The sequence below is a fragment of the Lysobacter stagni genome (genome assembly GCF_030053425.1).
GTDB lineage: Bacteria > Pseudomonadota > Gammaproteobacteria > Xanthomonadales > Xanthomonadaceae > Lysobacter_J > Lysobacter_J stagni.
Genome location: NZ_JASGBI010000001.1, coordinates 3,256,182 through 3,276,910, shown reverse-complemented (window position 1 = coordinate 3,276,910; position 20,729 = coordinate 3,256,182). Strand labels below are relative to the sequence as shown.

General features: G+C 66.7%; 18 protein-coding genes. 2 read left to right on the top strand and 16 right to left on the bottom strand.

Annotation, left to right across the window (positions count from 1 at the left end; genetic code table 11):
- Positions 1–148 precede the first annotated feature (148 nt).
- A complete protein-coding gene (locus QLQ15_RS15250) occupies positions 149–919 on the top strand; it encodes a TerC family protein (protein ID WP_283213613.1) in 771 nt (256 codons plus the stop codon).
- A gap of 44 nt (positions 920–963) precedes the next feature.
- On the opposite strand, the gene QLQ15_RS15245 is transcribed toward QLQ15_RS15250, so the two are convergent.
- The gene (locus QLQ15_RS15245) at positions 964–1,542 is read right to left on the bottom strand and encodes a mechanosensitive ion channel domain-containing protein (RefSeq protein WP_432277822.1); all 579 of its coding nucleotides are present in this window, start codon (positions 1,540–1,542) and stop codon (positions 964–966) included.
- A gap of 309 nt (positions 1,543–1,851) precedes the next feature.
- Between QLQ15_RS15245 and QLQ15_RS15240 the strand changes: the two genes are divergently transcribed.
- Complete coding sequence (locus tag QLQ15_RS15240) at positions 1,852–2,160, top strand: hypothetical protein (RefSeq protein WP_283213612.1); 309 nt, start codon at positions 1,852–1,854, stop codon at positions 2,158–2,160.
- A gap of 9 nt (positions 2,161–2,169) precedes the next feature.
- Here the strand turns inward: QLQ15_RS15240 and QLQ15_RS15235 are convergent, their stop codons facing one another.
- The 15 genes from QLQ15_RS15235 to QLQ15_RS15165 all read right to left on the bottom strand — a co-directional run bounded on the left by QLQ15_RS15235 (position 2,170) and on the right by QLQ15_RS15165 (position 20,588).
- Complete coding sequence (locus tag QLQ15_RS15235; RefSeq protein WP_283213611.1) at positions 2,170–2,418, bottom strand: hypothetical protein; 249 nt, start codon at positions 2,416–2,418, stop codon at positions 2,170–2,172.
- 9 nt (positions 2,419–2,427) lie between these two features.
- Positions 2,428–3,075: a hypothetical protein gene (locus QLQ15_RS15230; protein WP_283213610.1), complete on the bottom strand. Its 648-nt coding sequence runs from the start codon at positions 3,073–3,075 to the stop codon at positions 2,428–2,430.
- Between the two features lie 50 nt (positions 3,076–3,125).
- Positions 3,126–3,785 (bottom strand): glutathione S-transferase family protein, encoded by a 660-nt coding sequence (locus QLQ15_RS15225; RefSeq protein WP_283213609.1) that lies wholly within the window; start codon positions 3,783–3,785, stop codon positions 3,126–3,128.
- Positions 3,786–3,912: 127 nt separating this feature from the next.
- Positions 3,913–4,923: a polysaccharide biosynthesis/export family protein gene (locus tag QLQ15_RS15220; RefSeq protein WP_283213608.1), complete on the bottom strand. Its 1,011-nt coding sequence runs from the start codon at positions 4,921–4,923 to the stop codon at positions 3,913–3,915.
- Positions 4,924–5,225: 302 nt separating this feature from the next.
- Positions 5,226–5,990 carry a YdcF family protein gene (locus QLQ15_RS15215; RefSeq protein WP_283213607.1) on the bottom strand — a complete coding sequence of 255 codons (765 nt, stop codon included), beginning with the start codon at positions 5,988–5,990 and terminating at the stop codon, positions 5,226–5,228.
- A 15-nt stretch (positions 5,991–6,005) separates the two neighbouring features.
- Positions 6,006–7,064: an EpsG family protein gene (locus QLQ15_RS15210; RefSeq protein WP_283213606.1), complete on the bottom strand. Its 1,059-nt coding sequence runs from the start codon at positions 7,062–7,064 to the stop codon at positions 6,006–6,008.
- Positions 7,061–7,930, bottom strand: coding sequence for a glycosyltransferase family 2 protein (locus QLQ15_RS15205; RefSeq protein ID WP_283213605.1), 870 nt, complete (start codon positions 7,928–7,930; stop codon positions 7,061–7,063). Before QLQ15_RS15205 ends, QLQ15_RS15210 begins: the two co-directional genes overlap by 4 nt.
- On the bottom strand, positions 7,891–9,057 hold the full coding sequence (locus QLQ15_RS15200; RefSeq protein WP_283213604.1) for a polysaccharide pyruvyl transferase family protein: 1,167 nt from the start codon (positions 9,055–9,057) through the stop codon (positions 7,891–7,893). The genes QLQ15_RS15205 and QLQ15_RS15200 overlap by 40 nt, the downstream gene beginning before the upstream one ends.
- Positions 9,054–10,346: a lipopolysaccharide biosynthesis protein gene (locus QLQ15_RS15195; RefSeq protein ID WP_283213603.1), complete on the bottom strand. Its 1,293-nt coding sequence runs from the start codon at positions 10,344–10,346 to the stop codon at positions 9,054–9,056. The genes QLQ15_RS15200 and QLQ15_RS15195 overlap by 4 nt, the downstream gene beginning before the upstream one ends.
- Positions 10,343–11,518 (bottom strand): glycosyltransferase family 4 protein, encoded by a 1,176-nt coding sequence (locus QLQ15_RS15190; RefSeq protein WP_283213602.1) that lies wholly within the window; start codon positions 11,516–11,518, stop codon positions 10,343–10,345. The genes QLQ15_RS15195 and QLQ15_RS15190 overlap by 4 nt, the downstream gene beginning before the upstream one ends.
- 271 nt (positions 11,519–11,789) lie before the next feature.
- Entirely contained in the window at positions 11,790–12,995 is a 1,206-nt protein-coding gene (locus QLQ15_RS15185) for a right-handed parallel beta-helix repeat-containing protein (protein WP_283213601.1), read from the bottom strand.
- Positions 12,996–13,258: 263 nt separating this feature from the next.
- Positions 13,259–14,335 carry a right-handed parallel beta-helix repeat-containing protein gene (locus tag QLQ15_RS15180; protein ID WP_283213600.1) on the bottom strand — a complete coding sequence of 359 codons (1,077 nt, stop codon included), beginning with the start codon at positions 14,333–14,335 and terminating at the stop codon, positions 13,259–13,261.
- On the bottom strand, positions 14,328–15,770 hold the full coding sequence (locus tag QLQ15_RS15175; protein ID WP_283213599.1) for an asparagine synthase-related protein: 1,443 nt from the start codon (positions 15,768–15,770) through the stop codon (positions 14,328–14,330). The genes QLQ15_RS15180 and QLQ15_RS15175 overlap by 8 nt, the downstream gene beginning before the upstream one ends.
- Before the next feature lie 5 nt (positions 15,771–15,775).
- The gene (locus QLQ15_RS15170; protein WP_283213598.1) at positions 15,776–18,043 is read right to left on the bottom strand and encodes a polysaccharide biosynthesis tyrosine autokinase; all 2,268 of its coding nucleotides are present in this window, start codon (positions 18,041–18,043) and stop codon (positions 15,776–15,778) included.
- A 127-nt stretch (positions 18,044–18,170) separates the two neighbouring features.
- Positions 18,171–20,588, bottom strand: a complete 2,418-nt coding sequence (locus QLQ15_RS15165; RefSeq protein ID WP_283213597.1) for a UDP-N-acetylglucosamine 2-epimerase — start codon at positions 20,586–20,588, stop codon at positions 18,171–18,173.
- Positions 20,589–20,729: the final 141 nt, after the last annotated feature.

The window sequence follows — 20,729 nt, the reverse complement described above, 5'->3', positions numbered from 1 at the left end:
CGTCACTACGAGGTATCCACCTCCGGTGCAGCAGCAGGCCGTCCGGCCTGTGGGCAAGACCTTCGCCGTTCCACGGCGAAGGTGCGTCCCGTTCATTCCCGGGTGCAACCGCGTCGTGGTCCCTCGACCACTGGATGCGCAATGCCCGATGGAAACCCTACTCAATCCCGAAGTCTGGATAGCCCTTGCCACGTTGACGGCGCTCGAGCTGGTGCTCGGCATCGACAACATCATCTTCATCTCCATCCTCGCCGGCCGCCTGCCGCCGGAGCAGCGCAACAAGGCCCGGCGACTGGGCATCGCCCTGGCGGCGATCACGCGACTGGGTTTGCTGCTCACCATCGCGTGGATCGTGGGCCTGACCGCACCGCTGTTCTCGGTGCTGGGGCATGAGTTCTCCTGGCGCGACCTGATCCTCATCGGCGGTGGCCTGTTCCTGATCGCCAAGGCCACGCACGAGATCCACCAGAAGCTGGAAGGCGCCGGCGACAGCGGCGGCGCGGGCGCGGCGGTCACGGCCAGCTTCGCCGCCGTCATCGCCCAGATCATGGTGCTGGACATCGTCTTCTCGCTCGATTCCATCATCACCGCGGTGGGCATGGTGGACGAGCGCTGGGTGATGGTCGCCGCGATCCTGATCTCGATCGTATTCATGCTGATGTTCGCGCGGCCCATCGGCGACTTCGTCGAACGCCACCCGACGGTGAAGGTGCTCGCGCTGAGCTTCCTGATCATGATCGGACTGGTGCTGATCGCCGACGGCTTCGGCCAGCACATCCCGAAGGGCTACATCTATGCCTCGATGGCCTTCTCGGTGTTCGTGGAGCTGATCAACCTGTGGGTGCGCAAGCGCGAACAGCGCAAGCGCGAACCGGTGAAACTGCTCGGGCGGTACGTGGAAGATCCCGCCGTCGACTGACGGGGTTGCGAACGCCGGAGGGCACCGTGCCCTCCGGCGCGCGTTCAGCCCGTCGCCTCGCTGCGCCAGCGCCGGATGCTTCGCTGGAAGAACTGGCTGTTGGGGATCTGCAGCGTCGTGTCGGCACCGTCGGTGCGTGTTTCCTGCAGTGTCGTGTAGATGAGGTTGATGTCGACCACGCGGCCCTGCAGGCCCGGCTTCTCGCCGTTCTCCAGCAGTTCGATGTGGTCGTGCAGGCGGAAGGGCCGGGCGGTGAGGATGAGGAAGGTGCAGAAGATGTTCGACAGCACGCTCCATGCCGCGAAGAACGCCACGGCCGCGACGGCGGTGAAGCCGGTCAGCGCCGTCCACAGCACTGCGCCGGAGACGCCCAGCCGTTCCAGGATGAGCAGCCCCGCGGCCAGGTAGATCAGCGTGCCCAGCAGGCGCCGTGCGCCGATGGCCAGTTCCGGCGGCAGCTCGTAGCGCGCGCAGATGCGCTTGAGCGCCAGGCGCAGCAATGCGCGCAACGCCCATGCGGCGACCAGGATCAGCGCGGCCTCGCCGATCGGCACCAGCATGCCTGTCCAGTCGCGCAACCAGGTCGCGGTGGGCAGGGAAGCGGTGGGTGAGAACACGTTCATGGCGTCGCGACGGCGTCTGGGCGGAGGACCAGCGTAGCGGCTGGGGCACGCCACGGGCGGCGCTGCGCCGGATACGCGATCGATGCCGATGGATCCGGCAAGGCCGCAGTGTCCGGACCGGGGCGTGATCGGCGGGCGAAGCGTGCGGACCCCCGCGGATGCCACGGCGTTCACAGATCCGTCGGCCGCAGCCGCGGGTCTCTTGATCGCCGCCGCGCGGGCCCGTGTAATAGCGCGCGCTCCCTGCCGAACGGGCATGCGAGCGATGCTCACCATCCACCTCGTACGTCCCTATTCGAAGGAGCGCTCATGGTCCGTGTGGCAGTCGCATGCATCCTGCTGGCGTCGGGCATCGCCCACGCGGGCGAACTCACCCACAAATCGACCTATACCGGGCAGTCGCTGCGCGAGCAGGGCCTTGCGTCGGTGCCGGCCCTGGTGGGCGAGTACGCGAAATCCAACCAGCTGGAACTGGACCACGGCAAGCCGACGGTGTTCCTGGTCGACGGCAAGTACGTGCAGCTCACGCCGGCCGAACGCGATGCCGCCCTGGTGCAGGCCAAAGCCGTGGACGTGATGAGCGACGGCGCGGCGGTGGTGGTCGACGTCCACCGCTGACCGGCGCGCTCAATAGAAGTCGATGCCTGGCCGCAGCAGCAGCTGGAACACCAGCAGCAGGGCGATGGCCGCCAGCAGCGGCAGCACGAACGAATCGGTCTGACGGCCGCAGGCGCGCGCATCGCGCACGCGCCAGGCGCCGGCCAGCATCCACGGCACGCCGATCACGCCTACCAGCACCGGCAGCAGCACCACCTCGATCGCTTCGCGCGGCACGCGGAAGGGAATGATGAGTGCGGTGCCGAGCAGTACCGGCACCAGCGCCGTCTACACGACGAAGCGCGTACGCGCCACCGGATCGCCGATCTGCAGCGGCTCGCGTGCGGTCTCCAGCAACGGCCGCACAAGCCGCAGCGCGACCAGCGGCATGGCCGCCAACGCCAGGAGTGCGGCAGCGGCCTTCGTCGTGGCGGCCAGATGCAGGTATTCCATCGCCATGCCCACGTCGCTGCCCGTGCTCAGTGCACCGATCACCACCTGCGGCAATGCCATCAGCAGCCCGCAATAGGCCATCCAGATGCCGAACAGCCGCGACTTCACCGAGCGCGGCGGCAGGTGCCGCACTGCCCACAGGCACGCAAGCCCGACCAGTGCCGTCGCCAGTGCGCCCGTGCCCTGGAACAGACCCGCCAGCGGGTTGTCCCCGTTCCAGCGATGGTTGTTGTGGAACAGCGTCGGTTGCAGGCCCGGCGTGAGCGCTTTGGGCAGCACCAGAAACAATTCCTGCACGAAGAACGTCAGGTTGAACGCGAGCGTGTAGATCAGCGCCGAGACGATCACCCGCGTCCAGTCCCATGCCGGCGGCGCGACGGCCGATGGTGCGGCGCGCACATGCCGCCAGCCGGCGATGCCCAACAGAAGCGGGCCAATCAGCACGACCAGTACGACGGCGGTGGCAAGTGCGAGGGCGATCATGCGCGTGATTCCGTTCGGCGACGACCGACATCATGCCTGCACGACGGGCGTCAGTCCCGGTCGGGCGCGCCCAGCGGGAAGAACGGGCGGAACGGACGCGCTTCGTCCACGGCACGCGCGAAGGCGGGCCGTGCGAGCAAGCGCTGCCGGTACTCATGCACGCGCGGGAACTGCGCGCCGATGCGATGTGTCCAGTCTGCATAGAACAGGAACGGTCCCGCGCCGCAGTCGGCCAGGGTGAAGGATGGGCCCGTCGCCCACTCACGACCGTCGGACAGCACGCCTTCCAGCCAGCCGTACGCGGTGTCCAGCAAACGCCGCGCTTCGGCCACGCCGTACGTGTCGCGCTCGGCCTCCGGGCGCAGCGCGTCGAACACCACCTTCTGCTGCGGCGTGGAAAGGTAGTTGTCGAAGAAGCGGTCCATCATCCGCACCTCCAACGCCTCGCGTGGATCGTGCGGGAGCAGCGTCACCGGCCCGGGATGATTCAGTTGCAGGTACTCGATGATGCAGCTGGCCTCGGCCACCATGCGGCCGTCTTCCACCAGCACGGGAAAGCGTTGCACGGGCCACATCCGCGCGAGTTCCTGCCACGCCTCGCATTGCGGCGATTCCAGCAGGCGCATCTGGAACGGTGTGGCGTTCTCGTAGAGCGCCGTCAGCACCTTCTGGCAGTAGGACGAGAACGGATGGGCGTACAGCTGCAGCATGGGGACTCCCCGGAGGCGAGGCGGACTGCCTCATCTTCTCCGACGAGTGGGGCGGGAGGGAATCGACATCCGACGGACGACGCAGGCGCACGCCATCGTCGGATGGCGTGCGCCGCTCAGGTCCGGCTCAGTTCGTGATATCGGACTGCGCCGCCGCCGCGTTGGTCAGGATGGCCGACAGCGGCAACAGCTGCGACAGGAAGCGGTTCCAGCGCGTGATGCCGGCCGGGCCCACCCAGACCACATCGCCCGGCTTCAGCCGGAACTTGTCGCCCAGCGCGAAGGCCACCGGCGATTTCGCATCGAGCTGGTACACCGTCGCGGGCGCCTGCTGCATTTCCTCGATGCCGCGGATCACATACACCGCCTCGCCCTTCGACGTTACCGGGTTGAGGCCGCCCGTGCGGCCCAGTGCCTGCGTGAGCGTCATGTCGGTGGTCTTGAAGGTCAGGGCCTGCGGACGCAGCACCTCGCCGATCACGTAGACCTCCTTGCGGTCGTTGAACGGCAGGAACAACCGATCGCCCGGCTTGAGATAGATGTCCGCCGCGATCTTCCCGTCGCGGTTCAGCGCGTCCAGGTCGAGCGGATAGTTGCGTCCATCGCGCGTCAGCACGAAGCCCGCGAGGTCGGCCTGTTCGACATCGATGCGTGCACGGCCGATGGCCTGCGACAGCGTCAGTGGCACCGTCGTCAACTCCTGCGGCGTGGTGTCCTCGAACGCGCCCTGCAGCGCCACGCGGCTGCCGAATCCGACGACGTTGACGTCGAGCTGCGGGTTCTGCAGATACTTCGCCAGGCGCGTGCTCAGAGTGCCGCGCAGGTCTTCGATGGTCATGCCGGTGACGTTGATCTTGCCGGCATAGGGGAAGTAGAACGTGCCGTCGGGCTGCACCAGTCGGCCGTTGGTGACGGCCTGCTGCTGGTTGCCGGCAGGCGTGGTGAGTTCAGGGTGATCCCACACGGTGACAATCAGCGTGTCGCCGGGCTGGATGCGGTAGGCCTCTCCCTTGTACGCGGTGAGTTCCGGAGCGACCACCGCAGCCTTGACGGGCGCTGAAACCACTTCCGCCGTGATCGGCACCATCCGTACATCGCTGCCAACGGTCTGTGCGTTGCTCGCGTCGCTGCGCGACATCTGCTGACCCGGTACACAGCCTGCCGTTGCTACGGCAATGGCGATCGAACAGGAAAGAGTGAGCGTCTTCAATGCGGGGCCCTCGAGTTCATGGCATGGCATCGTCCGATGCCACCGTCACGCGTCCCTGTACGACGTGCCGACTGATAACGATGCGTGCGCGGCGTCATCCATGGCCATCGCATGTACTGCACATGGAGCCTATAGCGCATGTGGCGCAAGTCGCGTGATTATCGTTCGCTGCGGTGCAGAAACATTCAGTATCGCGACGCACACATTGCTGAAGGCGCAACGCCGATCGTTCAGTTCTGTAGACGCGCCATCACGATGCCTGCGAATTCCTTGATTGCGCGGCCGCTGCGCCACAGTGCACTTCGTGAAGGAATCCACCGCTGCGTCCATCGGTCGCGGTGCGCGCGTTCCGGAACCGGGACCGGTATCACGTTAACTCCTTCATCGCGGAACTGGATCATCGCCCGCGGCATGTGCAGCGAGGAGGTGACCAGCAGCATGCGATGCAAGCGGTGCTCGTCCGCCAGTGCAGCGGTATAGCGTGCGTTGTCGCGCGTGTTGCGACTGCGGTCTTCCAGCAGCAGCGCATCGTTCGGGACACCGAGCCGCGTGATCGCGCGCGCCATGCGATGGGCTTCGCTCGCGTCCACATCGCCACCGTCGTCGCCACCTCCCGAAAGGACCACCAGTGGCGCACGCCCTGCCAACCAGGCGCGCGCTCCCGCGGCCAGACGGCTGCTTTCCAGGTCGTCCGCGGTGATGTTGGGGCGATCGAGCCAGCGATAGCGGCTGCCGCCGCCGAGCACCACGATCGCGTCGGCTAGCGGCAGTTGCGATTCGTCGACGACGGGATAGCGCTGTTCCAGACGCCCGCGCACCCAGTCCGACGCCACCGGGATCGAGAGGAATCCGGACCATGCGATTCCAAATGCCGCCGCCACCAGGCCCACCTTCCTCTGGCGCAACAGCAGCAGCGCGACGGCGAGGAACAGCAGCACAAGGGTCAGGGCAGGGGGGTAGGTCAGGGCGACCGCGAGCTTCTGCAGCGACTGCATGCGTGGTGCGTTTCCTCAGATGACGATTTCGTGGGTGACGTAGTAATAGAACGCAGCGCACGACAGCAGCAGTCCGAAGCGCAGCAACAGCGGATGCCGCACCAGCGGGATCCGGCTGTGAACGAGCATCGCAGCCAGGATCAACGATACCGACAGCCATGCCGGCAGCAGGTAGCGATTGGAGAAGTAGCCCCAGCCGATGCCGAAGAACGGCAGCATCATCGCCAGATACACAGCGGTGCTGTCCTTGATCTTCTGCCGGTACTCGGCGCGAACCAGCGGCGCCAGGGCGTGCGGAACCATGTACCAGAAGATGGAGAACAGCGCGAAATCAGCGCGCACGCCCGACCGGTAGTACGAGTTTGCGGTGTAGCTCATCACCACCTCATACAGCCCGGGAATGAGCGCGCGCACCAGGGCCATCGAAAGGCCCGTGACATACATGACGAAGGCGGTGGCCGCGATGACGCGCTGCATGCGCGTTCCGAACAGCAGCACCGGTGCAAAGACCAGGTACAGCAAGGACGACAGATGCAGGCTGCTGGCGATGGCGCCGTAGATGACGAACGACCACCACCTCCGTTCCTTGAACGACAGCAGCGAGGTGAACACCAGCAGTGCCGCCAGCCCCTGCCGCACCGCGTTTATCGAGGCGTTGACGAACATCGGCGAGACATACAGCAGCATCAGTGCCGCGCCGAGGAAGGTGAGGTAGCCCCGCGTATCGCCCAGGTAATCGAAGTAGCGTCGTGTGGAGACCACGATGCTGCCAAGCAACAGCGCGAACAGCACGATCTGGTAGCCGATGACGCCGACGTCCAGCTTCCACAGCAGGTAGGTCAGGTAGACGAACCCGGGCTCCAGGCGCGTCTCCACGCCCTGTTCGTTCTGGTTCTCGAAGAATCCGGCATAGGTGTGCGTGTCGGTGCCGATGTCGGGCGAGCGCATGCCCACCAGCCACAGGCCGAACAGCGCGACGGCGATCAACAGCAGCGCGCTGAGGGCCGCGGCGGCGGGTGCGTCCGCTTGCCGCCTTGGTTGCGGAGCCGAGAGCATGTCGACGGATGCGTTCATGGTGCACCTCCCGCCTGTGCGCGGCGCCATGCCAGCAGCAGGCGTTGCCTCGACTTGCGCAGCATTCCAACGCTGCGCGCGAAGCAGTGCTCGGGCAGGCTCACCAGGCCCTGGCGCAACAACTCGCGACGCACTTCGCGGCCGGCACGATGCATCGCGCGCAGGTCTTCGCTCAGGCCGCCGGCGCCATAGTTCGGTTTGTGCCAGTACGCCAGCACCTGGTCGAGTTTCGCGCAGCGGTAGCCCGAGAACGCGATCTGGCCCCAGAGCAGGAAGTCCTCCACGCGGCGGTAGTCCTCGTTGAAGCGGAACGGAAGGTCGCGACGGAGCACCACCGAGGCCGTCGGAAACGGGTTGTTCAGAAGCAGGCGGCGTCGCGGCACGATGCGCGTGCGCGCAGTCGTGGGTGCGGACGGGGGCGAGACGGCGCGGTCGCGCACCTGCATGCGATGTGCGATCAGCACGATCTTCGGATCATCGCGCAGTGCGCGCATCTGCAGTTCAAGCTTGGTCTCCGACCAGGTGTCGTCCGAGTCGAGGAAGGCAACGTACTCCTGGCGCGCCTGCTGCCAACCCACATTGCGCGCGCGCGAGGGGCCGCCGTTGCGCGCCAGCGCGACGACATCGATCCACCCGCGCGGATAGCCGGACGCCAGTGCGTGCAACGCCTGCACCGTACCGTCGCCGCTGGCGTCGTCAACCAGTACCACCTGGCGTGGCGGCAGCGTCTGCGCCGCGATGGAGGCGACGGCATCGCCGATGGTGTCGCCGCAGCGGTAGCACGGCACCACCACCGAGACCGGCGCGGTGAAGGCGTCGGACGTCATCAGGCGGCTCTCGTCGCGAAGTCGGGGATGTTCGACCATGGAGCGCATTGGAATATGTCCTGGGCCTCCCGCGCGTATACGTCGGGTGAAAGCAGTGGCCTGCACGCTCTATCGTTCAGCAATGCATCGAGCACCTGCGTGAACGTCTCTTCTCCGTTCGATCGTTCATCGATGCGAAGATGCGCGGCGAGACCAACGTCGTCGGCGAAATCGCGACACTTCGGGTGGTAGTCGACGATGGCGAACGGGATGGAGCAGACGTAGGCGACGATGGCGCCGTGCAGGCGCGCGCTGATGAACGCATCGCAGCCGCGGATGGCCTGCACCATCGCCATCGGATCGCCGCCCGCGTACTGGCGCACGCGCACCGGAATGCCAGACGCGCGCAGGCGTGCGTGAAGGTCGCGTGCCAATGCTGCGTCGCCATGCACGGGATGGCCGTTCAGGCTGAACACATCCACCTGCAACGGTGTCCGCGCGGCCATGCGCGCAAGCGCGTTGGCGCAGTCCTCGTGCCAGCGCTCGGGCGTGGGCGCGGGATGGTCGGCGCGAACGGAGTAGCAACACGGCGCCAGGCCGATGCGCGGCACGCTGCGGTCGTCGTCGGTCGCGGCCGGCAGTGGGGCCGAAACCATGGGCAGCAGGCCGGCGAGATCGCGACCGCGGTGGACGATACGTTCCAGCCCCATGCGCTGGGCCAGTTCGAATGAGCGGTGGTCGCGAACCGAGAGGTAGGCGAAATGACGGGCGAAGCGCGCCGCTGCTTCCTCGCTCGCCGCGTCGGCGAATGGACCGATGGACACGCCCACGGCGGCGAGCTGCAGCCGGCCACGCGCCTGTGCCGACAGCATCATCGGCTGCCGGAAGGATTCGCGCGCGTTGATCACCGATCCGCCACCCATCACCAGCACATCGGTCCCGCGCAGCCCGCGCGCGAAGCCGAGCAGCCGCGCCGCTTTGCCGATCGCGCCACCAGAACCGTAAAGCGCACGCGGCAATGGCCAGGTGGCATCGGCGTCCACACCGGCCAGTGGCGGGCCGATGAGTCGCGGATCGGCATTCCAGTAGCGGCGTGCCGCGGCCGCGCAGAGCACGCCGAACAGATCGTCGCCGAAGTTGCACATGCCGTAGTAGCCGGTGAAGGCGGTGCGCAGATGGGGACTCAAGGCACGATCTCCCGTTTCACCCAATGGCGTACGCCGAACCACATCGCCGCAAGCAGCACGGCTTCGGCGATGACGGTTGCGCAGGCCGCGCCGATACCGCCGAAACGCGGTATCGCCAGCCAGTTGAGCAGCACCGCGACGACGGTCGCCAGCAGCATCGCGACGACGCGATAGCGCATGTGATGTTCGGTCAGCAGCGCCGAGCCAACGGCCGTCGAAAGGAATCGAATGGGCACGCAGATTGCGAGGATTCCCAGCAGAACGGGAACATCCGCGTAAGCAGGGCCAAACGCCCAGGGGATCACCCACGGAGAAAGCACGGCCAGCGCGAGCCCGACCACCAGCCCGGCGGCGAACATCGCCAGGTTTCCCAGGCGATACACCTGCCAGAAACGCGGGCGGTCGTGCACGGCCCAACGGTGCAGGCGCGACAGCAGGTACTTCTGGTAGACCGTCGCCGGGAACAGGTAGAGCGCGGTCATCACGGCGAGCGCGACGCCGTAGTGGCCCGCCTGCGCGTTGCTGTGCAGGTACTTCAACAGCACCGTGCTCACCTGGAAGAACACCGGATACAGCACCGCCGCCACGCCGAACGCCCACGCCTGCGACCACAGCTGCATCGCTCCGGGCGAAGACAGTTCCAGCGAGGGTGGGCGCGGACCATGGCCCTTCAGCTCGATACGCCCGCGCTGCATCGCCAGCAACTGCGGCATCGCCAGCGAACCGATCAGCAGTGCCACCAGCCCATAGCCCAACGCTGCCGCGGAGGCGTTGGCGATGGGCCATGCCAGCAGTGTCGTCGCCACCGCCAATCGACCCGCCGGCATCAGCAACTGCCAACCGGCGAGCGCGCGATGGCGTTCCTCCAGGCGCAGCTTGCTGCCGACCAGGTCGACCGCGAACACGCCCGCAATCACCGGAACCAGCAGCAGCAACGTCCGCTGGGTTGCGTCGTCCACCGCATTGCCGAACACCGCCCACGCGACGACGCAGGCGATCGCGATCGCACCCGTGAACGTGGAGAAGCGCAGCGCCGGACGTAGCCAGCGGTCTGCCTGCCAACCTTCGCTGCCATACGCTTTCAGGCGGAACTGCGACAGGCCGAATCCCGCCAGCGGCGCGATCACGCTCACCGTCGCCAGCGACGAGGCGAACAGGCCGTACTCCTCGGGGCCGAGTCGCCGCGCCAGCAGCAGTTGCGCGAGGAACACCATGCCCGCGCCCGCGAGTGTGGCCAGCCAGAGCAGGCTGATCGCCGTCGCCGCCGGTCGCCATGCGTTCACGCTCATTCGCGTGCGCATTCCAGCGCGTCGACGCGCGCCGGAAGCGGCGTCGACAGCAGCTCTTCGTACACGTCCAGCGTCCTGCCGATGACCAGTCGCTCATCGAAATGGGCGACCGCGCGTTCCCGCGCCTTCGCGCCCAGCCGATGGACCGTCGCACGATCATCGTCCAGGTGCATCAGCAGCGCCGCAAGCGAAGGCGCGTCCCGTGGCGGCACCTGCAATCCGTCTTCGCCGTGGCGCGTGACCACTTCGCGACAACCGGGAAGGTCGGTGGTGATCAGGCAAAGACCACTGGCGGCGCCTTCGATCAGGCAGCGCGGGACGCCCTCGCGGTAGTAGCTGGGCAGCGCCATCACGTCCACCGAGGCGAGCAGCGCCGGCATGTCGTCGACATGGCCCAGCCATCGCACCAATCCCTTCCGGCCCCACTGTTCCACTTCCTCGCGCGCGAACGAGCTGGGATTGCCCGGGTCCGGGGTTCCGGCCAGAAGAAATTCGACGTTGCGACCGCGCACCTGCAGCATGCGCGACGCCTCGACGAACTCCGCCACGCCTTTCTCGCGCAGCAAGCGCGCGGCGAGCAGTACGCGCAGGGGGCGTTGCGCATCGTCGGGTTCGCTCGGCTGGAAGCGTTCCACATCCACGCCGGAGCTGCGGATGAGGCGGATCTTGTCGTCCGACACCAGGTTCGATGCGGACAGCGCGGCTGCGTCGTCAGGGTTCTGCACGATCACCCTTGACGCGCCGTGGCCCAGCGTCGCGCGCAACAGGGTGCTCACCACCGGGCGCAGAACACGCGCTTTCAGGCCGTTGCTTGCATACACATAGCCCAGGCCTGCCACGGCATTCACCACGGCAGGAACGCCGGACAAGCGCGCGGCAAGCGCTCCGTACACGGCGCACTTCACCGTGAAGTTGTGGATCAGGTCGGGTCGCTCGCGCCGCAGAAGGGCGGTGAGGTGCCGCACCGTGAACGCCTCGCGCAGCGGGTTGAGGCTGGCGCGGTCCATCGGCAGCGTCACCCAACGGATGCCGTGCTCGGCGAAACGCTCGCCGAACTCGCCAGGGGGCGAAACCATCACCACGTCGGCCCCGTTGGCCTGCAGGTGCTGGGCGGTCGAGAGCCGGAAGTTGTAGAGGTACCAGTCGGTGTTTGCGAAGAGGGCAATGCGCATCGTCGTGGGTGGCATGCATCGCAAGGTCCCTGCTGCGATGCGTGCGGCGTGCGTCCATCGGGAAGGTCGTCCGGATTCTAGCCAGACGCATCCGCGCAGCCGTCCACGCTGCGATCATCTTTCCATCGGGACATGAACGACACTTTGCATCGCGCGTGCAGTCGACACATTGCAGTGCGTGTCACGGATTCGCACGCCGGATTCGATGCAGGCATCACAAACGAGAACGGCCGGCAGATGCCGGCCGTTTCGTGCCTGGGTTGCGTTCCGTCTACTTCGCGTACTGGTTGCTCGTCACGCGGATGTCGGTGCTGTCGCCGGTCTTGGCGATGTGCGCGCCATTGCCGTTGTTGCCGGCCACCAGCCCCGTCATGGTCACGTACGGTGTGGTGGCCGTGTTCACGCCATGCATGCGGGTGTGATTGTTCTTGAAGACGTTGCCGCTGGTCTGGTAGCTCTTGCTGGCCGCCGAGAACATCGCACCGTACAGGTAGTTGTGCTGGAATCGGTTCTGCGCGATGTATCCGCTTATGGCGCCCACCGTCAGCAGGCCGTAGCCGCCGTTGTACTCGAGCGTGCAGTTCTTCACCGTCACGCCCTTCACACGCTTGTACGACAGGATCCCGTTGCCCTTGTTGCGGCGGATCAGGCAGTTCTGGATCAGTACCGTGTCGGTGGTTCGCGAATCGTCCGAGTCCGGCTCGATGTCGATGCCGCACTGCGGCGCGATGCCGTTGGAGTAACTGAACTCGCTGTCGTAGACCTTCACGTTGCTCGAACAGCCGATGGTGAGGCCCTGGCGGCGGTTGTTGGTCGAAACGATGTTGGTGATGACAACGTCGTTGCAGGGAATGGTCGGTGCGCCGGTGACCATCGCGCCGCCGATCGACACGCCATCGCCCCAGCAATCGGAGATGCGCATGTCGCGGACAGTGACGCGTGAAGCGCCGCGGATCATGATGCCGTGGCCCCATTCGCCGGTGGTGCCCAGGTGTGTATCGCGGTCGCCGATGATCTGACCGCCGGAGATTTCCACGTCGGACACCTTGTAGACCATCAGCACATAGGCGCGTTCGGAACTGTTGCGCTTGGCGCGCAGGCGGGCACCGCTGGCCAGCTGCAGGTGCATCTTGCTGCGCAGGCGGACGTTGACGGTCGGATCGATGACGTAGTCGCCGGCCGGAACGGTCACGGTGCCGCCGCTGGAGGGCAGGGCATCGATCGCCGCCTGGAAGGCCGCGGTGTCGTCATTGCTGCCGTTTCCCTGCGCGCCATAGGTGCGCACGCTCACCGTGGCCGAGCCGCGCGCACGCGCGGACGGTGAGTAGGTGGCGGCGGTCGTCGCGCCCGTGGCGGCGAAGACCTTTCCGATGCCGGTGAAGCCGAGCATCGGCGGAATGCTGAGCAGGAGGCTCTTGCGGAGGAATTCGCGACGTTCAGGCGTCGCCGCGGATGCAGGAGAAAGCGGTGGATTCATGTCGGTTCCGGGAGTAAAGCGCCCCCGTTGCCGCGTGGTGCGGCGGGGCGGGAGATGCTGATTCAGCATCCTCACGCCACGATCATCTTCGTGACTTGCCACGCACCTTATCGCAACGAATTTGAATTTCAGCCTGCGATTCGCGTTTTTGCGGACGCGCGCAAACAAACGAAACTGAATCGTTCAGTCAGAGCCGTGTTCAAGTTGATGACTGCGCTTGCGCTATTTGCGATGCACAACGCGCGAACGACGCACGCGATTGCTCAGTCGAGATAGCGGTTGTCGTTGTCCACGCGAATATCGGACGTGGCGTCGCCGATGGCAACGTGCCGCTTGCCTTTGCGCGCTGATCCGTCCTTCGTGCGGATGCGCGGCCCGTTGTCGGAGAACTCGTTGCGCGCGATCGTCAGTTCGCGCGTTCCCGGCCGCACGGCTATTCCACCGAGGGCGTTGAGCCGGATGCGATTGTCCTCGATGGTGCATTGGCGCGCGCCCAGCGTGAGGATGCCCGCGCCGCGGTTATCCTCGATCGTGCATTCACGCACGATGGCGTTGGACACCTGCTTGTACAGCTGGATGCCGGCGCCCCGGTTTCCGCGGACGATGCATCGGGCGATCAGGACGTCGTCGGCCATGTCGCCGGCATCCGGCTCGACGTCGATGCCGCTGGCGGGAAGCGTGCCCTCCGTGTCGGCGAAGGTGGAGTCGTACACCCGCACCTGGCGCGAGCGGCCGATGGTCAGGCCCTGGCGACGGTTGCCGATGCTCTGCACGCGCTGGATGGTGATGTCGCGACTGGGCACGATGCGGCCGCCTTCCTTCGCGCCGCCGATGGAAATGCCGTCGCCCCAGCAGTGCGAAATGTGGATATCCCGCACGGTGACGCGTTGCGAACCGCGGATCATCACGCCGTGTCCCCATTCACCGGTCGAGCCCAGGTGCGCACCGCGTTCGCCGATGATGCGGCCGCCGGAGATCTCCACGTCCTCGACGCGATTCACATTGAGCACGTAAGCGCGTTCGGCCGCATTGGGCTTGGCCATCAGCCGCGTTCCCGGCGCCATCGCCAGGTGCATGCGGTCGCGCAGCTGTACGCCGACCACGGGATTGATCAGGTAATCGCCCGGCGGGACCTGCACGGTGCCGCCGCTGTCGGGCAACGCGTTGATGGCGGCCTGGAAGGCGCGCGTGTCGTCCGCCACGCCATTGCCGCGCGCATCGTAGTCGCGGACGTCGACCTTTGCATCGCCACGCGCCGGCGCGGCGGCGTAAACCAGCACCGGCGCGGCCGGCGCCAGCAGCAGACACCACGACACGCGCCGGCGTTGGCGGTCAGGCATGGGCGAGGGTACGCGTCGACTCCCTGTCGTCCCGTGTGCCGGCGGCGACCGCGTGTTCCAGCCATGGCAGGACGATGGCGAGCAGGTAGAAGCGCGAGGCGTGGTACTTGTTGTCCAGTCGCGAGCGGTTGCGGTCGAGCCAGCCGACGGCACCCGGCAGGAAGTCGCGCGAGCGTTCGGCCAGCTCGCGGACGCGATCAAAGCGCGTGCGCGCCAGTCCCCGAACGTCGAAACGGAAGCTGCCCTTGCCGCGCACGTAGGGAAGATCGTCGAAGCGCGTGGCGATGTGCTCGCGGATCAGGAGTTTGTTGAGCCTGGTGGCCGGATCGACCTTCTGGTAACGCGGCACCTCGTGATGGATCCATTCGCGCAGGTCCAGATCGCAGAAGGGGTAGGCGACCTGCAGCGAGAGCGCCGCGCTCGCGTACAGTCCCTTGGCGAACGCGCCCGCGGAACCGGCGATGGACGTGGACATGTCGCGCCACTCCCATGAGCTGGTCGCCGACTCGATCTCCTCCTTGAACAGCTCAAGGCGCTGGCGCGATGAATGCGCGATGTCGCGTCCGAACAGCTCGTCCACTTCGTCGTCGCTGAAGCGCGAGCCGGGAAAGACGCGCTCGATTGGGTTCATCCGCAGCGTGCTCAGCAGGTAGCACAGACGGAAACTGCGTTCGATGCCTGGAAGCTCCGACAGACGGCCGGGCAGGGGAAGGTCGCGCGAGAGTCGCTTGAGGATGTGCTGGTTGCGACTCATCGGTGTACCGAAGTAGCTGTCGGCACCCAGGCCGTCGATGACGCCATCGCCGCCGTGCATCGCAATCTCGGTGCCCAGGTCCACATACGACAGGAGCGCGAAATCGGCCGTGAGCAGTGGCATGCGATCCACCACGGCCAGGTAGCGGTCGTACGCGCGCGCCGGATCGCACACCAGAGTTTCGTGACGAAGGCCCAGCGTGCGCGCGACGTGCGTGGCCGATGCGATCTCGTCTTCCTCGCTGCCTCCCAGATACGTGATGCAGGTGGTGTCGGGGCGCGCGTCGGCGATGGCGATGGCCAGCGTGGTGGAGTCCTTGCCGCCGCTCTGCATCAGCCACGGCGAATGCATGCCGGTGCAGGTGTGGCGCACGGCGTCGCACAGCATGCGGTGGTACACGCCCACCCAGTCCTGGTCGGATTCCGGGTGTTCGGGTACCTCACCGGCATTGCGGAACTTGAAGTGGAAGCGCGGCGCGGTGTGCATGTCGTCGTGCGGACAGAAGCCGAACGTGACCAGCCGTACGCCTTCGTAGATCGAGAACGGCGGATAGACGAAGGCATTGCGCAGCAGGTCGGCGACCGACACCGGGTCCAGCGGCGGGCGTGGCGCGCCGGTCTGCATCAGCCGCGAGAAGTCCGGCGTGCCGTAGTAGGGCGACATCGTGATCTGTTCGCGCATCGCGTTCACCGGGCCGGGGCCGGGTCGCGCACCGGCTGGTAGTCGTAGTAGGTGTAGGCGTACTGGCCCGAACCGCGCTTCTGCACCGCGTTGAAGATGGCGCCGCGCACCTCCACGCCGTTCTGCTCCAGACGCTGCTTGGCCAACGCGATTTCGCGCTGCTGGTTCAGGCCCCAGCGCACCACCATCAGGCAGGTGCCGACGTGGTGGCCGATCACCGCCGCGTCGGTTACGGCCAGCACCGGTGGCGTATCGATCACCACGATGTCGTACTCCGACGACAGCCGGTCGATCAGCGCCGGGAAGCGCGGATGCATCAGCAGTTCGGACGGATTCGGCGGCACGGAGCCGCGCGAGATGAACGACAGGTTGTCGGTGCCCGGCACGGTGCGTACGGCAGTCTGGGTGTCGATCTGGCCGGAAATCAGCTCCGACAGACCGTTCTCCGAACGCGTGCCAAGCGCCTGGTGCAGCGTGCCGCGACGCATGTCGGCATCGATCAGCAGTACCCGCTGGCCCGCCTGGGCGATGGTCACCGCCAGGTTGGCGCAGACGAACGTCTTGCCCACGCCCGGGCTGGGCGCGGTGATCATCAGCATGTTGTTCTTCATCTCGAAGCGCGCGAAATGCAGGCTGGTACGCAGCGTGCGCAGCGCTTCCACCGCAAGGTCCGAAGGCGAACGGAACGCCAGCAGGCGCTGTTTGCCGTCACGACGGCGCTGCCCCGGCGGCCCGGCGATCTGCTTGCCCTTGGCGCTGAACGGAATGGACGCATACACCGGCAGGCCAAGCAGTTCGATGTCCACCGGGTCTTCCACGCCGCGACGGAACATCTGTCGGGTCAGCACGAAGGCGACCATCAGCATCGCGCCCAGCAGCGTGCCACCGGCGACCACCAGCAGCGGTTTCGGCCACGACGGGCTGTCCATGTTCACGTCGGCAGGATCGATCACGCGCGCATTGCCCACCGCGCTGGCGGCGGCGATGTTGAGCTGCTGCGCCTGGTCGAGCAGGCTGGCGTAGGTCTGGTTGATCACCTCCACATCGCGGTTCAGGCGGAACAGACCCTGCTGCGTGTCCGGCAGCTCGCCGATGCGGCCGAGGATCTGGTTCTTCTTCGCTTCGAACTGACCGATCTGGCGCATCAGCGACTGGTGCACCGGATGCTCCGGCGTGTACTTGCTGGCGATGTCGGCGCGCTGCACCTGCAACTGCTGGATGCTTGTCTCCAGCGCGACGCTCTGGTTGAGAAGCGCCTGGTTCTGCACGCCAACGTCCATGGTGCGGGTGCGCGATTGGAAGTCGTTCAGGCGCGCCTGCGCATCGGCGAGCTCACGGCGCACCTTGGGCAGCTGCTCGGTGACGAACTGCAGTCGCTTGGCGGCTTCGGCGGAGTTGCGCGCCACGTTCTGGCGCACGTAGGCCTGGGTGATCTGGTCGAGTACCTGCTTTGCGCGCAGCGGATCGGCGTGCGCATAGGTCAGCGCGATGATGCCGGAATTGCGGCCCTGCTCGGTGACGGTGATGTCGTTCTTGAGCTCGCCCATGATCGCCATCGAGTTCAGGCGCTTCACCTCGAAGCGCGTGCCCGGATTGGCGATCAGGCGTTGCACGTCGAGCGTCACGCCGCGGTTGTTGGTGGCCGGCTGGCCAACGCGACCTTCCACCAGCGTGCGGCCGTCGGGGTCGAGCAGTGTGTAGCGCTTGCCTTCGCCGACGATGAGCGAGAGCGGCATGCCGACCAGCGCGTCGGGCAACTCGAGACGGCCGATGTCGATCTGTTCACCGCCCCAGCCGTAGCTGTTCAGACCGAACATGGGCGAGGCCAGCTGTCCCGGTGCGATGCGTTGCTGCGCACGCGCGGCCATGTCGCCGATCCATGGCATGCGCACGGGCTTGGCGACGGTGTCCAGGTCCAGGCGTTCGATCGCTTCGCCCAGCACGCGACGCGAGGTGAGCAGCTGGGTTTCCGTCGCGGCGGGTGCATCGACGATGGGCGGTGCGGGGGCGGCGCTGTTGCTGTTGTTCAGACCCGGCACCGTTGGCGGCCGCGATTCGACCTGCACGACGGCATTGGCCTCGTACTTCGGCGTCGCGATCAGCACATACGCCGCGGCGATCACGAAGAACGCCAGTGTGCCGATCAGGATCGGCCACTTGTTGTCGTTGAGCGTCGAGACCAGGGTGGGGATGTCGATATCGTCTTCGCGGGCCGCGGTTGCGGCGGGCGGTACGTAGGCGGTATCGGCCCGGGAGATCACGTGAGTGGCCATGGTTCTTCACCGTAGGGGGAGGGCGGGACAAGCGCGAGCGCGCGCGACGGCGCGAGGCTCTGCATGGTTCGCGGCCACGACCGGACGGTCATCGGCAGGTACGGCAACGGGATCGCGCTGGCGTGGGTCATGAGACCTCCCACGCACGGCCGACGCCGGCAAGGTTTGGCGAACCCGCGCCCCGCGACAGGGTCGACGAATGGGCTGCAGAACGCAGGCCCGCCAAGGCGTCGACGATGCGGATTGCGGCACCGTCGGGGAATCCGGGGAGCGTTTCGCGCTCGGCCATGGAAGCCGGCGTGGACGGCGCGACCGCGCGCTCGTCCACCAGGCGCAGCAGGTGCTCGACCATGGCATCGGTCCCGCCGCCCAGCAGGTGGACCTGCGGTCGCACGCCTTCGGGAAGGTGCAACGGTTCCAGCGCGAGCAGCGGCACGTGCATCGCGCACGCTTCGGCGTACAGGCCCGGTGCGACGTGCGCGATCTGTGCGCGGCACAGCAGGAACACCGCTGCGAGGTAATCCGGCGGCTCGATCAGATGGACGTTGTCTGCACGGGACCTGTGGCTCGCGCGGCCGGCCACGCACACCAGGTCCATCGCCGGGCGCTGCGTCGCCGCAACGTACAACGCGTCCAGCAGCGGCGTGGCGTGGCCATCCTCCGCGTCCAGGGGAAGCATCAGTGCCAGTGGCGCGCCTTCGCGCAGGAAGGCATAGCGTTCGGCGAACTCGCGCCCGAGGTCGGCACCCGGTTGAAGACGCTGCAGCGCGCCGTGCAACGTGACGAGCCCACTGTTGCCGCTGACGATCACGCGATGCGCCGGTACGCCTTCGGCCACCAGCTGGCGTCCGGTGGACTGATCCGACGCCACGTGCAGCGAGGCCAGCGTGCGCGCGATGCGACGACCCGGATCGTCCACCGCCGTGGCGGCATCGTCGGTGGGCAGTCCACCGTCGATGCACACCACGGGGACCTGGTGGTAATGCGCGGCCAGCGTGGCCGCCAACGTCGCGGGCGCATCGCCCGGCACAACCACCAGGTCCGGCTGCACCTGGTCCATCACCTGCCTCATTCCACCCAGCGCACCGGAGGTGACCTCCATGTGGTCGTCGCCGGCGGGCATGTCGAGCTGCACGTCGGCCGACAGGTCGAACAGGTGCAGCACGGTGGGCGTTTCCTGTTCGGCCTCGGACGCCACGCACAGCGTGGTTTCGAACCGCTCGTCGCGCACCAGTTGCTGGGCGATCGGCGCCACCTGCACCGCATCCGGTGAATCGCTCAGCACGCACAGCGCACGCACCGGCACGACCGGGCCTTCGTCGTCCGGCGACGGATTCCCCGCGCGCGGCCCCGCCGCCAGGGCGACGCCCACGCGATGGGACGCGTTGTAGCTGCGCTCATCGTCCTCATCGTCGAAGCGGGCGAGTGCGCTGAGGAAGGAAATGCCATGGTTGGGCGCGCTCTGCAGCGGCGACGCGACCGGGGCCGGGCGTGGCTCGCGCGCGGGCCAGCGTCCACGCAGTCGTACCAGCATTCTCGGCACCCACCACACGTGCAGTGCCATCAGCAGGACGAAAGCGGCCAGCCCCAGCGACTGTGGCGCGTTGCGCAGCCCATAGCCCAGAAGCATCAGCGCGCAGGCCGCGACGACCATGCACAGCAGCACCAGGCGCGAAGGCATCCCGGTGTCGAGCAGCAAGTGATGCAGGTGCTGACGATCCGCGCGGAACGGCGAGCTGCCCATCCGGATGCGGCGATACATCACGGCCAGGGTGTCCATCACAGGCAGCGCCACGCACCACAGCACATCCGGCGGCGCCAGTCGTCCGACCTTCGCATGGCTCATGTAGACCAGCCCCCACGCCAGCAGGAAACCGATCAGCGTGCTGCCGGCGTCGCCCATGAACACCTTGCGGCCATCCGGCCAGCCCATGTTGACGAACAGGTAGGGCACCAGGGCCGCGAACAACACCTGCAGCATCACCAGAACGCCGGGCACCGACCAGCCGGAATCGTCGAACATCCCGATGGCCACGATGCACACCATCGCCATCGAGGCGGCCAGGCCGTCGATGCCGTCCATCATGTTGAAGGCGTTGATGAGCCCGATCACGGCGATGATCGTGAACGGTATGCCGAACAGGCCGATGTCGATGTGGCGCGTGCCGATGATCTCGCCCAGGTCGTGCACATAGAAGCCGGACATGAAGATCACCAGCCCGCAGGCGCCGGCTTCGATGAGCAGGCGCGAGGCCACGCTGAGGTCGCTGGCGTCGTCCAGCGCGCCGGCGGCGACGATCAGCACGCTGCCGGCCAGCAGGGCGGTCACGAATCCGTCGAGGTAACCCAGGTAGCTCAATCCCACCAGCGTGCCGAGGAAGAAGCACAGCCCGCCGATCAGCGGAATGCTTCCGCGGTGGTGCTTGCGCGAACTGGGCCGGTCGACGAGGCCGATCTTCTTCGCCCACGTGCGCATGGAGAAGAGAGCGAACAACGTCACGGCCAACGCAATGGCGCTGGCTGCAACCAGCTTTGGGTCCCTCATGCACGCACCTCGGATGGAAACAGTGATGTTGGATTCCGTGTGCATGCGCACCGACAACAACCAACCGCTCAGGCATGAAGGCATCGTTCGCGATGTCGATATCGACGCCATGCCTCCATGCGCGAACGAATCTATGTATCG

What these genes read in the sequence shown, in the direction of transcription:
- QLQ15_RS15250 (WP_283213613.1), top strand. Translation starts at nt 149, where the DNA reads ATGGAAACCCTACTCAATCCCGAAGTCTGGATAGCCCTTGCCACGTTG.
- QLQ15_RS15245 (WP_432277822.1), bottom strand. Translation starts at nt 1,542, where the DNA reads ATGAACGTGTTCTCACCCACCGCTTCCCTGCCCACCGCGACCTGGTTG.
- QLQ15_RS15240 (WP_283213612.1), top strand. Translation starts at nt 1,852, where the DNA reads ATGGTCCGTGTGGCAGTCGCATGCATCCTGCTGGCGTCGGGCATCGCC.
- QLQ15_RS15230 (WP_283213610.1), bottom strand. Translation starts at nt 3,075, where the DNA reads ATGATCGCCCTCGCACTTGCCACCGCCGTCGTACTGGTCGTGCTGATT.
- QLQ15_RS15225 (WP_283213609.1), bottom strand. Translation starts at nt 3,785, where the DNA reads ATGCTGCAGCTGTACGCCCATCCGTTCTCGTCCTACTGCCAGAAGGTG.
- QLQ15_RS15220 (WP_283213608.1), bottom strand. Translation starts at nt 4,923, where the DNA reads ATGTCGCGCAGCGACGCGAGCAACGCACAGACCGTTGGCAGCGATGTA.
- QLQ15_RS15215 (WP_283213607.1), bottom strand. Translation starts at nt 5,990, where the DNA reads ATGCAGTCGCTGCAGAAGCTCGCGGTCGCCCTGACCTACCCCCCTGCC.
- QLQ15_RS15210 (WP_283213606.1), bottom strand. Translation starts at nt 7,064, where the DNA reads ATGAACGCATCCGTCGACATGCTCTCGGCTCCGCAACCAAGGCGGCAA.
- QLQ15_RS15205 (WP_283213605.1), bottom strand. Translation starts at nt 7,930, where the DNA reads ATGGTCGAACATCCCCGACTTCGCGACGAGAGCCGCCTGATGACGTCC.
- QLQ15_RS15195 (WP_283213603.1), bottom strand. Translation starts at nt 10,346, where the DNA reads ATGAGCGTGAACGCATGGCGACCGGCGGCGACGGCGATCAGCCTGCTC.
- QLQ15_RS15190 (WP_283213602.1), bottom strand. Translation starts at nt 11,518, where the DNA reads ATGCGCATTGCCCTCTTCGCAAACACCGACTGGTACCTCTACAACTTC.
- QLQ15_RS15185 (WP_283213601.1), bottom strand. Translation starts at nt 12,995, where the DNA reads ATGAATCCACCGCTTTCTCCTGCATCCGCGGCGACGCCTGAACGTCGC.
- QLQ15_RS15180 (WP_283213600.1), bottom strand. Translation starts at nt 14,335, where the DNA reads ATGCCTGACCGCCAACGCCGGCGCGTGTCGTGGTGTCTGCTGCTGGCG.
- QLQ15_RS15175 (WP_283213599.1), bottom strand. Translation starts at nt 15,770, where the DNA reads ATGCGCGAACAGATCACGATGTCGCCCTACTACGGCACGCCGGACTTC.
- QLQ15_RS15170 (WP_283213598.1), bottom strand. Translation starts at nt 18,043, where the DNA reads ATGGCCACTCACGTGATCTCCCGGGCCGATACCGCCTACGTACCGCCC.
- QLQ15_RS15165 (WP_283213597.1), bottom strand. Translation starts at nt 20,588, where the DNA reads ATGAGGGACCCAAAGCTGGTTGCAGCCAGCGCCATTGCGTTGGCCGTG.